Raw genomic sequence first — 12037 nt, 5'->3', positions numbered from 1 at the left:
CGCCCCCTTACGCCTTTCCCTTCACCATGGAGAGCGAGATCTTGCCGCGGTCCTTGTCGATGGCGGTGACCCAGACGGTGACAGTGTCGCCCACGGCCACGACCTCGCTCGGGTGCTTGACGAAGCGGTCGGCCAGCTTGGAGACGTGCACGAGCCCGTCCTGCTTGACGCCCACGTCCACGAACGCGCCGAAGTCCACCACGTTGCGCACGGTGCCGGTGAGCTCCATGCCGGGCACGAGGTCGTCGAAGGAGCGGATGCCCTTGCTGAACACCACCTCCGGCGCGCCGTCGCGGGGGTCGTGCCCCGGCTTCTCCAGCTCGGCCACGATGTCGCGCAGGGTGGGCAGGCCCACTCCCAGCTCGGCCGCGAGGGCGGGCAGGTCGCCGAGGCGACCTGCGATGTCGGGGACGCCGCCGCGCGCGAGCGCTTCCGGCCTCACCTTCGCGCGCTTCAGCAGCTCGCGCGCCACGGGATAGCTCTCGGGATGGACGCTCGTGGCATCGAGCGGGTTCGCGCCGCCGGTCACGCGCAGGAAGCCGGCGCAGTTCTGGTAGGCCTTGGCGCCGAGCTTCGGTACTTTCTTGAGCTCCCGCCGGTCGGAGATGCGCCCGTGCTCCTCGCGGTAGGCCACGATGTTCTTCGCCACGGCGGCGCTCACGCCCGACACGTAGCCCAGCAGGCTCGCGCTGGCCGTGTTGAGGTCGACGCCCACGCGGTTCACGACGCGCTCCACCACGCCCGCGAGTGCGCGGCCGAGTTCCGCCTGGTTGAGGTCGTGCTGGTACTGACCCACGCCGATGGACTGCGGCGGTATCTTCACCAGCTCGGCGAGCGGGTCCTGAAGGCGGCGGCCCAGGCTCATGGCGCCGCGCGTGGTGACGTCGAGGTCGGGGTACTCCTCGCTGGCCAGCTGGGAGGCCGAGTACACCGACGCGCCGGCCTCGTTCACGATGGTGTAGCGCAGGGGCGCGTCCGACTTGGCGATGAGGTCGGCCACCACCTCCTCCGTCTCGCTGCTGCCCGTGCCGTTGCCGATGACGATGGTGTTGGCGCGGTGGCGCTTCACGAACCCGGCCAGCTTGTCCTGCGTCTTGCGCACCTCGCTGCGCGGCGGGGTGGGGTAGACGGTGGTGAAGTCGAGCAGCTTGCCGTACTCGTCGAGCACCGCCACCTTGCAGCCGGTGCGGTAGCCCGGGTCGATGGCGATGACGCGCGCGCCGCGCACGGGGCGCTGCGAAAGCAGGCTCTCGGTGTTCTTGGCGAACACCTTGATGGCGTCGGTCTGCGCGCGCTCGGTGAGGAGGCTGCGCATCTCGCGGTCGAGCGCGGGGGCCATGAGGCGCTTGTAGCCGTCGGCCGCGGCCTCGCGCAGCACGGGGGCGAAGGGGCTTGCCGGGTTCCTGACCACGCGGCGCTCGAGTTGTTCGATGGCGGCGTCTGCGTCCACGCGCACCTTCGCGCGCAGCTTGCCCTCCTTCTCGCCGCGGTTCACGGCGAGCACGCGGTGGTTGGGGATGCGCGAGAGCGGCTCCGAGAAGTCGTAGTACGCCTCGTAGACGGTCTTCTCTTGCGGGTCGACCGCTTCCACGGCCAGCGCGCCGGTGCGCTTGGTGAAGCTGCGCAGGGCCTCGATGTGCTCGGCGTCGTCGGCGATGACCTCGGCCACGATGTCCTGGGCGCCCTGCAGCGCCGCCTCGGGCGTGGGGAAGCCGGCCTCGGCGTTCACGAGCCCGGCCGCGAGGTCGAGCGGCGTTTTGTCGGAGCGGCCCTGCGCCAGGATGAGCAGCGCAAGGGGCTCCAGCCCCGCATCGCGCGCCTTCGACGCCCGGGTGGCGCGTTTCTTCTTGTATGGCTTGTACAGGTCCTCCACGCGCTGCATGACCGCGGCGTTCTCGATCTTCGCGCGCAGTTCGGGTGTGAGCTTGCCCTGCTCGTCGATGGCGCGCAGCACCTCGTCCTTGCGGGCCTCGAGGTTGCGCAGATAGGCTAGGCGCTCGTCGAACGCGCGCAGTTGGGCGTCGTCCATGCCGCCCGTGGCCTCCTTGCGGTAGCGGGCGATGAATGGGATGGTGTTGCCCTCGTCGACCAGGGCGATAACGGCCGCGACCTGCGCCGCGGTCAGGTTGAGCTCGCACGCGAGCGTGGTTTGGATGGTGGGCATGGAGCGAACTCCTGAGGTCTCGAGCGGCTGATTCGTCGGCCTTGCATTATAGCGCGACTCTCCCCGCTACCTCTGCGTGGGATTGGACGAGCTTGGCTGCGCTGTCTGGCACCCCGTGTTGGGGTCCTTCGCAGAATCGCGGGCTTCTGGTCACAGTTTTGGCCGCTCTGAAGCTTTTCGGCGGTTAGCAGGTGCTTCGGCGCAATTCGCGACCTGCGCAAACACGCAGAGGACAGCCGTCCGGCCGTCGAAACCGAACTCTGCGCGCACGAAAAGGCTTCAGAGCGGCCAAAACTGTGACTAGAAGCCCGTATCGGCGCTAAGGCAAGATCGACATGTTGTCATGCCGAGCAAGCGGAGCGACCGCAGTAGCCACCCTAATAGAAAGTGCCGTGCTCGCGTCCCCATTCGCACATGGCCTCCATCAGGGGGTAGAGCGACTTGCCCTTCTCGGAGAGGCGGTATTCCACCTTCGGCGGGATCTGGGGGTACTCGGTGCGCACGACAAGCCCGTCGGCTTCCATGGCCTTGAGCTGGCTGCTGAGCGTCTTGTCGGTGATGCGGCCGATCTTGCGCTTGAGCTCGTTGAAGCGCATGGTCTCGCATTCCACGAGCCAGTACATGATTACGAGCCGCCACTTCCCGCCGATCATCGACAGCGTGTAGCCGAACGGCGTGTCGGCGAGCGACGAGAGGCTTCCCTCGTAGGGCTCCATGCTCATAGCGCTTCCTTTCGGGATAGTACCTGTTCTAAAAGACCGTACTTCCTTTGCGGTCGTCCCATACAGTATAACGAGAGGCGGCAAAGAAAGGACGATGTTCGCGAAAGGATGCGCCATGTCCATGACCAAGGTGAGGATCACCGTTTTGAAGGCCACGTTCGACGAGGAGCTGGCTGCCGAGTACGGCGCCGAGGGGCTCGCGCCGTGCCCCATGATGAAGGCCGGGCAGGTCTTCCTCGCCGACTACGCCAAGCCCAAGGACTTCTGCGACGAGGCGTGGAAGGCCGTCTACCAGTACGTGTTCGCGCTTGCCCATGGCGGCGGCGACTTCACGTTCTACTTCGACGACTGGATGCGCGTGCCCGGATGCGCCATCGTCAGCTGCAACGACGGCCTGCGCCCCGTCATCATGAAGCTCGAGGCCACCGACATTCCCGCCGAGTTGAACTACGATCCGGTGCGCTAGAGGCGCATCCTCAAATACACCATGTCCATGAGCTTGTGGCCGTCCTCGTACATGGGATGGTCGTAGTTGTCGACGAAGAAGTTCTCCACGACATGCGAGCGCTCGAACCCGCACCGCTCGTAGAAGCGCAGGATGCCGGGCACGTCGCCCGTGCCGACGAGGAGCCAGCCCCCTCGGTTCCGGTAACGCTCGGCGACAAGCGCGATGAGCCGCCGCCCGTAGCCCTTGCGCCGGTGCTCGGGCACGGTGACGATGTTCTTGATCTCGAACACGTCGGGCTCTTCCTGCGTCACCACGCAGAGCGCCCGCGCCTCATCGTCCTCGATGAGGGCCAGCAGATCGCCGCGGTGCAGGTACCGCTCGATCATGTCCGCCGACTCGTCGGCGATGAGCAGCAGGTCGAGGTGCCTCTCTTTGTCGGCTTCGGGGATTTCGACGAGTTCCATGCGCGGCTTCCCTTCGTGACTTAAAATCTTAGGTGGAGTGTTTCGAGAAACAGTATAAGCGCGGTCGAGCGGGAAGGCGAAGGCGATGAACATCCAGGTGTTCGGCAGCTCAATTGAAATCAGAATTGCAAAGCCGTTGCAATAAGTCTTTCAACGTAGGGCATCGCGAACGGCAAGGCGGGAAAGCGACCGCAAGGCGAGCCATGCCGCGGTCGAAAGACGAGGGCCTGGGTCAGGAGCCGGCGGGCCTGACACGCTCGATCGAGAGCCCGCCGCCGTCGCCTATCGAGACGACGACCTCTCCCTCGTCGGGGACGCCGTCCAGCATGGCCCGGATCTCGCCGGCGCTCGCGAGGACGCTCCTCCCGCCGTCCAGCACGGCGAGCATCCGCTCTATCTGGTCCTGGATAGGCTCGGAGGCCTTGGAGTGCCCCTGTTCGAGACGAAGGAGGGAGAAGAAGCTCCCCGGCCTCGCCAGCTGCAGCGTGGCGGCCCTGCCGTAGCCCTCGGCCATGGCGATGTCGATCGCCGTCTGCGAGAGGTTGTACTCCGAGGGCCTCCCCTCTATCCCCGCTCGCCTGAAGGCGCCGTTGATTATCACCGATATCGACACGTCGGTGAGCCTGGTGCCGCGATGCGAGTTCGAGCATGCGGCCACGAGAGGGTCTTCCGGGCCCGCTTTCCTGAAAGCCGTGTAGCGGGCGACCGCCGAGGCCGCCGTAGGGGGCAGGTAGGCGACGGTTCCGGGCCGGCTGGCCGAACCTCGAAGCCTGATCAATGCGAAGTCGCGGACGTAGGACACGTCTCCCACGTCGGCTCGGTACAGCTCGCATTGGCGCAAGGTCCCGAGCAGCATGAGCTTGACGACCATGGAGTCTCTAAGCGAGACCTCCTCGCCCGGCTGGTCCCCCGCGGCGTCGATGACCCGCCGCGCGTCGTCGACGCCGAGCGGGGCGCGAGGGGTCGAGTTCCTCTTGGCTGCAGGCGCGGTCAGATTGCGGGCGGCATCGTCGCAGTACCCTTTGGCCTCAAGCCAGCGATAGAAGCATTTGACCCCTCCCGCTATGGTGGATATGGAGTTCGCCGAATAAGCCTCTTCCGCCCATGCCATGAAGCGTTTAAGGGTAGCGGGGCTCACCTTGTCGAAGGAGACGCCCGTATCTTGCAGGTACCGGGAGAAGATCCTCACGGCGTTAAGGTAGGGCCTCGGATTGTAGCCTTGCGACCTGCGCTCCATCTCGAAGGACTCCATGATCTGGAGGTCGATTGACCCGAAGCGGCCCCTTCGCTCGCCTCGCGGCGCATCTCCTTTGGCGGACTTCATCGAGCGGCGGGTGTTCGGCCCGTGGCCGCCGCGCCGCCCGACCCTTCCCGCGGCATCGGCGAGGATTCCCTCGGACTCTAACCACCTGAAGAAGGATCTGACCGCCGAGCGGACGTTCTCGCAGGAGTGCTGCCCGCTACTCCTCGCCAGCCTCTTGAGAAAGGACTCGAGCAAATCCGGCGTGACGTCGTCCAGCCCGATCCCCTTCGCCTCGAGGTCGCGCACGAACCTCAGCGCGTTGTTGGCGTAGGCGTACGATACGGCGCTCGTCAAGCCGCTGTCCTTGCGGAAGCGCATGACGAGGGCCTCCGGATCCTCCAGGCTGTCCGCCATCGCCGCATGCCCCCTTCCTCGCTACTCCCGTTGCCCGCAGTTCATCCGTAGTGTAGCATCTGCGTAACCGCTCGGGCTCGGAAGGGGGTGATCGAGCATGCCCGACACAGGAAGAAACGCTCAGATCGGCATCGACGACAGGCTGCATATCGAACGGGGGATTGCGAGAAAGGACTCGATGTCGAAGATCGCGAGGGAGATCGGCGCTTCCCCCTCCAGCGTGATCAGGGAAATCAAGCGGAACCGCGTTCCGGAGTCCTCGAGGTACCTCGTGGCGCAGGCCAGGAACATCTGCCTTCGCGCCCGCCTGTGCAAAAAGGCCGGGCTATGCGATAACGGCTGCATGATGTTCTGCAGGAACTGCCAGGGTGGCAAATGCAACGAGCTGTGCTCCGACTTCCTGGCGGACCCGTGCCCGATGCTGGAAAAGCCGCCGTACTGCTGCAACGAATGCGCCAACCGCTACGGGCACGGGTGCGATCACCCCTACATGTTCTACGATCCTTACATGGCAAACGAGCTTGCCAAGAAGCGGAGGTCCGAATCGCGGGCGGGAATCGACTGCACTGAGGAGGAGCTGGAGCGCATCAACTTCATTGTGACCCCCCTGGTCCACCAGGGACAGAGCCCCGAGCACGTCTGGGCCTCCCATGCCCAGGAGCTTTCGATAACCCCCCCCGCACCTATCGCAACTACGTCGAGGCCGGGATCGTGGACGTCATCAACTTCCACCTTCCTAAACGCAACCGCTACAAGCCCCGCAAGAAGAAGGACGGGCCGAAGGAAGAAGCGCCCAGCATGGAAGGACATCTGTACGAGGACTTCCTCGCCCTGCCGGAGGAGAAGCGCGCCAAGGCGGTGCAGATGGACTGCGTCGAGGGGAGGCAGGGAGAGGTGCCGGCGATATTGACGCTCACGTTCCCCTTGCTGGAGTTCCAGGTGCTGATGTACCTGGAGCGCAAAGACCAGATCCATGTGAAACTGGCGATCGACCAGATTCAATCGCTGCTGGGGGACTCGTTCGCCGAGCTCTTCGAGGTCATCCTCACGGATCGCGGGAGCGAGTTCAAAGACCATCAGAAGATCGAATACGGGAAGAACGGCGTGAAGCGCTGCAGCGTCTACTACTGCGATCCGCAACGCTCCGATCAGAAAGGCTTCTGCGAGCGAAACCATGCCGAGCTGAGGCGTATCATCCCGAAGGGGACCTCGCTCAGGAAGTTCGAGAAGACGGACATGGCCGTGCTGGGCTCGCACCTCAACTCGTACCTGAGGCCACGGCTCAACTACACGTCTCCCATCTCCAATGCCAGGAAGGCAGGGCTGGGTGAGCTGGTGGACGGTCTCAGCTACGCGCTCCTCGAACCCGACGAAGTGGTCATGAGGCCTTATCTGATCAAGGACATACTGGCCCGATAGGACAAGGAAAGCAACTGCCAAGCCGCCCGAGCGGGGGGACAACCGAATAGGAACATCTGCGCCGTCCTGCGGAATAATCGTTGCATTAAGTCTTACGATTTTATAACAGGGGGTCTAAACAGGTATGTCTATATTCGAAAGAGTCTTCACAATCGAAAGCAAAAAAACGACTTTGGAAATAGTAAACGCAAAAACGAAACTGCCTCTTTCCACGAAGTCGAATAACTAAACGCAAAATACCTGTTCATCACACAATTCATTGCTTTACAAAATTCAATTAACCCAGGTGTTCGGCACCAAGAAGAGCTTCGACACTAAGAAGGCGCAGCGCTACTTCAAGGAGCGGCGGGTGAAGTTCCAGTTCATCGACCTGGCGGAGAAGGGGATGAGCAAGGGCGAGCTGGAGTCGGTGCGTCGGGCGGTGGGCGGTATCGATGCGCTCGTCGACCCCAAGGCGAAGGACCAGGACACGGTGGCGCTGCTCGCATACCTCTCGCCCGACCAGAAGTTCGACAAGCTGCTGGAGAACCAGCACGTGCTGGCCGAGCCCGTGGTGCGCAACGGCAAGCAGGCCACGGTGGGCTACGCGCCCGACGTGTGGAAAGGGTGGGAGTAGCCCGCCGGAGCAGTAGTATGGCGGCGACACTTCGTGCGCGTCGCTCGCGTGATCTTCGTTACGTTGTCCGGGTGTCGTCCGGGAGTCGGACTTCAGCGCTTCCGTCGAATAATCGCGCCGTTTCGGTGTCGCTTCGCCCGGTGTGGGCCTGATGCGGGTACCATAGGGCCGTGCAAGCGCGGCAACACCCACAAGGAGGCCCTACATGGATGCGATGGAAAAGCGGTACCTGGAACTTCTCTCGCGGTCGTTCCCTACCGCCGCCAAGGCTTCGGCGGAGATCATCAACCTGAGCGCCATTTTGAACCTGCCTAAGGGCACCGAGTTCTTCGCCTCGGACATCCACGGCGAGTACGAGGCGTTCTCGCATATCCTGCGCAACGGCTCGGGCTCCATCAGGCTCAAGATCGACGACGTGTTCGGCGACACGCTGAGCGCGGCCGAGAAGCGCTCGCTGGCCACGCTCATCTACTACCCACGCGAGAAGATGGAGCTGGTGCTGTCCCAAGTGGACGACCCGCAGGCATGGTACGAGACCGTGCTGCCGCGCCTCGTGGCCGTGTGCAAGCGCGCCGCTCAGAAGTACACGCGCTCCCGCGTGCGCAAGGCGCTGCCGCGCGATTTCGCGTACATCATCGAGGAGCTGATGACCGAGAACAGCCAGGGTGCCGACAAGAAGGCCTACTACGCGGCCATCATCGACGCCGTCATCCGCACCGACCGCGTGGGCGCGCTCATCGAGGCCCTCTGCCTGCTCATCCAGCGCTTGGCCATCGATCACCTGCATATCATCGGCGACATCTACGATCGCGGGCCGTACCCCGACGTCATCATGGACACGCTCATGGGCTACCACTCGCTCGACATCCAATGGGGCAACCACGACATCGTGTGGATGGGCGCCGCGCTCGGCCAGCGCGGCTGCATCGCGCACGTGGTGCGCAACTGCGCGCGCTACGGCAACCTGTCCATACTGGAGGACGCCTACGGCATCAACATCCTGCCGCTCGCGGCGTTCGCGACGAGCGCATACGCCGACGACCCGTGCGTCGCGTTCGGCCTCAAGGGCAACCCGGACTTGCCGCCGCAGGAGCTGGAGATGAACGTGAAGATCCAGAAGGCCATGGCCATCATCCAGTTCAAGGTGGAGGCGCAGCTCATCGACGAGAATCCCGGATTCGGCCTTGCAGACCGCAAGCTCTTGGACAAGATCGACCACGAGCGTGGCACGGTCATGCTGGACGGCGTGGAGTACGCGCTCACCGACACGGTGTTCCCCACGGTGAACCCGGGCGATCCCTACCGCCTCACGCCCGAGGAGGAAGAGGTCATGCAGCGCTTGGAGCAGGCGTTCACGGGCTGCGAGAAGCTGCAGCGCCACATGCGTTTCTTCCTGGAGGTCGGCAGCCTCTACAAGGTGTACAACGGCAGCCTGCTGTTCCACGCCTGCGTGCCGCTGAACGCCGACGGCTCGCTTAGGGAGACGGACGTGTTCGGCCAGAAGTACAAGGGGCGCGCGCTCTACGACGTCATGGAGCGCTACGTGCGCGCGGCGTTCTACGACCCCGACCCCGAGATGCGCAAGCGCGGCCGCGACCTGCTGTGGTATATGTGGCTGGGCGAGGGGTCGCCCCTGTTCGCGAAGAGCAAGATGGCCACGTTCGAGCTGTACCTCATAGCCGAGAAGGAGGCACGCAAGGAGGTCAAGAACCCGTTCTACACCTACCTTGACGACGAGCGCGTGATGGCCGGCGTCTTCGAGGACTTCGGGATGGACCCCGAGACCTCGCGCATCGTGTGCGGCCATATTCCCGTGAAGGTGAAGGACGGCGAGGATCCGGTGAAGTGCGGGGGCAAGGTGCTCACCATCGACGGCGGCTTCTCGAAAGCCTACCAGCCCACCACGGGCATCGCCGGCTACACGCTCATCTCGAACTCGTACGGCTTCGTGCTGGCCGCCCATGAGCCGCTCTCGTCGGCGCGCGCCGCCGTGGTGAACGAGCTGGACATCCACTCGTCGCGCAGCGTGGTGGAGCAGCCGGACAAGCGCACGCTCGTGGCCGACACCGACAACGGAGCCGAGCTCAAACGACAGATCGCGGAGCTTGAACGCTTGCTGGAGGCGTATCGCACCGGCGAGATCGCAGAAGGCGCCATGTAGGGGAGCGGCGCGCAGCAGGGGGCGTGGTGCGTATTGGCGCCGTCGCGCACCTCCCCCTCCCTGACTCCGTTCCTCGTCGCCCTGCGTCTGCCTATAGGGGATTTGTCAGGTATTCCTCGAGGATCCTCCTGAGCTTCGCCGTGTCGATGGGCTTGGTCATGAAGCCGTTCATGCCGGCTGCGAGGGCACGCTCTCGGTCCTCGTTGAAGGCGTTGGCCGTCATGGCCACGATGGGAACGGGCTTTCGCCCGACCTCGCGCTCCTGCTCGCGTATGGCGCGGGTTGCCTCGATGCCGCCCATGACGGGCATCTGCACGTCCATGAACACGAGGTCGTAATACCCTTCGGGAGCGTTCGCCATGGCATCTACGGCCTTCTGCCCGTCGCTCGCCTGGTGGACTTCGGCGCCGATGCGCCGAATAAGCTCCGAGGCTATCTCGAGGTTCAGCTGGTTGTCCTCTACGAGCAGCACGCGTCCCTCAACATGCGCCTCGGCTGGCTCGCAGGCGTCCTCGGCCGGGTCGTCCGGGTGGGAGAAATGCTTCAGAACGCGATGTAAGCGCGATTTGAACAGGGGTTTCGATACAAAAGCCGACACGCCTGCGGCGCGTGCGTCATCTTCTATCTCGTGCCAATCGTAGGCTGTCAGCAATACGATGGGCGTGGAGTCTCCCACTTCCGAGCGGATGCGCCGGATGGTCTCGATGCCGTCCATGCCCGGCATGACCCAGTCGACGATGATGAAGCGGTAGTCCCTCCCCTCGCGATGGGCACGTGCAACCAGCGGCACGGCGTCGAGGCCCGAAGAGGCTGCGTCGCCGCAAAGGCCGAGCTCGTCTAGGATGAGCAGCGTTCCTTCGACCACATCCCGGTCGTCGTCTACCAGGAGGACGCGTGCAGACTCCAGCCCTGCGAGCGAGAAGTCCTCCTCCTCGTCGATCGGGGCGAGGGGGACCGTCATGGTGAAGGTCGATCCCTTGCCCAAAGCGCTCTCCACCTCGATGGAGCCGCCCATCATATCCACGACGTTCTTCGTGATGGCCATGCCCAGGCCGGTGCCCTCGATCCGCTCCGTCATGTCGCTTTCCTCCCGCTCGAAGGGGTCGAACAGGCGCTCGATGAACTCCGGTGACATGCCCAGGCCCGTGTCCTGCACCACGAAGCGGTAGTCACGACAGCCGGGGCGGCGGGACGGCCCCTCGCTTAGGGAAAGGCGCACCGATCCGCCGTCGGGCGTGTATTTCAAGGCGTTGCTGACAAGGTTGATGAGCGCCTGGTTCATCCTCATGGAGTCGCCGATCACGGTTTCCTGCTGGATGGTGCCCACGGTGATGTCGAGCGACAGGTTCTTCGCGCGGGCCTGGGGCTGGACGCTGGCGATAACGCCGTTGACGAATTCGGGAAAGCTGAAGCGGTCCTCGTTCAGCACGATCTTGCCGCTTTCGATCTTGCCCATATCGAGCACGTCGTTTATCGGGCTCAGAAGGTGCCGTGAGGAGGACTGGATGCGGTCGAGGCAGGCGGCTATGCGGTCAGGTTCGTGCAGGTGGGTTTTGGCGATGGCGGTGAGTCCGACGATGGCGTTCATAGGGGTGCGGATGTCGTGGGACATGTTGGAGAGGAACTGCGATTTCGCCGCGCTGGCGGACTGCGCGAGGGCGAGCGCCTCCTGCAGGTCGGCCTTGAGGCGGCCTTCCCGCATGCGGTTGCGGTACATGAGCGTGAGGTACACCGCCAGCGACACGGTTACTCCTGCCATGAGCACCACCGCCCAGCCTACCGTCTGCCGCCCCCTTTCTTTCACGATGCTATAGAGCTGCTCCACCGACTCGGTCGACTCGTCCAAGATGCCGGCGTCTATGCGCAGAAGCTCTTCGACGGCGGGGTCGATGATCCCGTCCACATAGGCCTCGATCTCCTCGTCAGTTACATCGGCGTTGCGGCACAAGGCGACGTATTCCCGTTGCGCGACGTCGAGCGATTCATAGCCCTGCTCAAGCTTGCGGGCGGCTTCGGGGTCGGACTCGTGTGCCGTTGCCATAAAGGACAGCTTCTCGCGCAAATCGGCGTCAGCTACGGCGTAGGAGCGCTCGATGTCGTTGATGGCGCTGTCCGTGCGCGTGAACAGCGGCCGGTCTGCAAGGGTCCGGCACTGCACGAGCAGCGTTTCCACGCGCCCTGCTGCCACGGACACGGGGTAGGGGCCGTTCTTTGTCCGGTCCGTTTCGGCGCCGAGGGTCATCGTGTTGTTTATGGTGATCGCGAAGAACAGCGTCATCAGAGCGGCTAGGATAACGGCGATTGCCCTCGGCAGCCAGACCGATGCGTTCGCGTTCTGCTTCATAGCATTGTCCCCTCTACGCGCGCGTTCAGGTGCGGAGGCACG

General features: G+C 64.1%; 9 protein-coding genes and 1 pseudogene. 5 read left to right on the top strand and 5 right to left on the bottom strand.

Going from position 1 to position 12037, the window contains the following annotated elements; genetic code table 11:
* Window positions 1–7: 7 nt before the first annotated feature.
* Both K9U15_RS10825 and K9U15_RS10820 read right to left on the bottom strand, forming a co-directional pair.
* Window positions 8–2164, bottom strand: coding sequence for a Tex family protein (locus K9U15_RS10825; RefSeq protein WP_301156087.1), 2157 nt, complete (start codon window positions 2162–2164; stop codon window positions 8–10).
* A 377-nt stretch (window positions 2165–2541) separates the two neighbouring features.
* On the bottom strand, window positions 2542–2886 hold the full coding sequence (locus K9U15_RS10820) for a helix-turn-helix domain-containing protein (RefSeq protein ID WP_096227088.1): 345 nt from the start codon (window positions 2884–2886) through the stop codon (window positions 2542–2544).
* Between the two features lie 115 nt (window positions 2887–3001).
* Between K9U15_RS10820 and K9U15_RS10815 the strand changes: the two genes are divergently transcribed.
* The gene (locus tag K9U15_RS10815) at window positions 3002–3352 is read left to right on the top strand and encodes a TIGR04076 family protein (RefSeq protein ID WP_227114856.1); all 351 of its coding nucleotides are present in this window, start codon (window positions 3002–3004) and stop codon (window positions 3350–3352) included.
* On the opposite strand, the gene K9U15_RS10810 is transcribed toward K9U15_RS10815, so the two are convergent.
* Together K9U15_RS10810 and K9U15_RS10805 are read right to left on the bottom strand one after the other, a co-directional pair.
* Window positions 3349–3798: an N-acetyltransferase gene (locus K9U15_RS10810; RefSeq protein WP_096227087.1), complete on the bottom strand. Its 450-nt coding sequence runs from the start codon at window positions 3796–3798 to the stop codon at window positions 3349–3351. The two genes, K9U15_RS10815 and K9U15_RS10810, sit on opposite strands and share 4 nt — an antisense overlap.
* A gap of 232 nt (window positions 3799–4030) precedes the next feature.
* A complete protein-coding gene (locus K9U15_RS10805) occupies window positions 4031–5455 on the bottom strand; it encodes a site-specific integrase (RefSeq protein WP_096227086.1) in 1425 nt (474 codons plus the stop codon).
* Between the two features lie 97 nt (window positions 5456–5552).
* Here K9U15_RS10805 and K9U15_RS14560 point away from each other — a divergent pair.
* From K9U15_RS14560 to K9U15_RS10785, 4 genes and pseudogenes are all read left to right on the top strand, one after another.
* Window positions 5553–5642, top strand: a pseudogene (locus tag K9U15_RS14560) (hypothetical protein); the annotation flags it as partial.
* Between the two features lie 524 nt (window positions 5643–6166).
* On the top strand, window positions 6167–6874 hold the full coding sequence (locus K9U15_RS10795; protein ID WP_301156085.1) for a hypothetical protein: 708 nt from the start codon (window positions 6167–6169) through the stop codon (window positions 6872–6874).
* Between the two features lie 286 nt (window positions 6875–7160).
* Entirely contained in the window at window positions 7161–7490 is a 330-nt protein-coding gene (locus K9U15_RS10790) for an arsenate reductase family protein (protein WP_301156084.1), read from the top strand.
* A 205-nt stretch (window positions 7491–7695) separates the two neighbouring features.
* Window positions 7696–9651, top strand: coding sequence for a fructose-1,6-bisphosphatase (locus tag K9U15_RS10785; RefSeq protein ID WP_227153706.1), 1956 nt, complete (start codon window positions 7696–7698; stop codon window positions 9649–9651).
* Window positions 9652–9742: 91 nt separating this feature from the next.
* Here the strand turns inward: K9U15_RS10785 and K9U15_RS10780 are convergent, their stop codons facing one another.
* Window positions 9743–11995 carry a response regulator gene (locus K9U15_RS10780; RefSeq protein WP_301156082.1) on the bottom strand — a complete coding sequence of 751 codons (2253 nt, stop codon included), beginning with the start codon at window positions 11993–11995 and terminating at the stop codon, window positions 9743–9745.
* Between the last annotated feature and the right edge of the window lie 42 nt (window positions 11996–12037).

The organism is Gordonibacter sp. RACS_AR68 (genome assembly GCF_030418485.1).
Taxonomy (GTDB): Bacteria; Actinomycetota; Coriobacteriia; order Coriobacteriales; family Eggerthellaceae; genus Gordonibacter; species Gordonibacter urolithinfaciens.
Note: the sequence above shows the minus strand (reverse complement) of the source record. Positions and strands in the feature narration are given on the sequence as shown.

What these genes read in the sequence shown, in the direction of transcription:
- K9U15_RS10825 (WP_301156087.1), bottom strand. Translation starts at nt 2,164, where the DNA reads ATGCCCACCATCCAAACCACGCTCGCGTGCGAGCTCAACCTGACCGCG.
- K9U15_RS10820 (WP_096227088.1), bottom strand. Translation starts at nt 2,886, where the DNA reads ATGAGCATGGAGCCCTACGAGGGAAGCCTCTCGTCGCTCGCCGACACG.
- K9U15_RS10810 (WP_096227087.1), bottom strand. Translation starts at nt 3,798, where the DNA reads ATGGAACTCGTCGAAATCCCCGAAGCCGACAAAGAGAGGCACCTCGAC.
- K9U15_RS10780 (WP_301156082.1), bottom strand. Translation starts at nt 11,995, where the DNA reads ATGAAGCAGAACGCGAACGCATCGGTCTGGCTGCCGAGGGCAATCGCC.
- K9U15_RS10805 (WP_096227086.1), bottom strand. Translation starts at nt 5,455, where the DNA reads ATGGCGGACAGCCTGGAGGATCCGGAGGCCCTCGTCATGCGCTTCCGC.
- K9U15_RS10815 (WP_227114856.1), top strand. Translation starts at nt 3,002, where the DNA reads ATGTCCATGACCAAGGTGAGGATCACCGTTTTGAAGGCCACGTTCGAC.
- K9U15_RS10785 (WP_227153706.1), top strand. Translation starts at nt 7,696, where the DNA reads ATGGATGCGATGGAAAAGCGGTACCTGGAACTTCTCTCGCGGTCGTTC.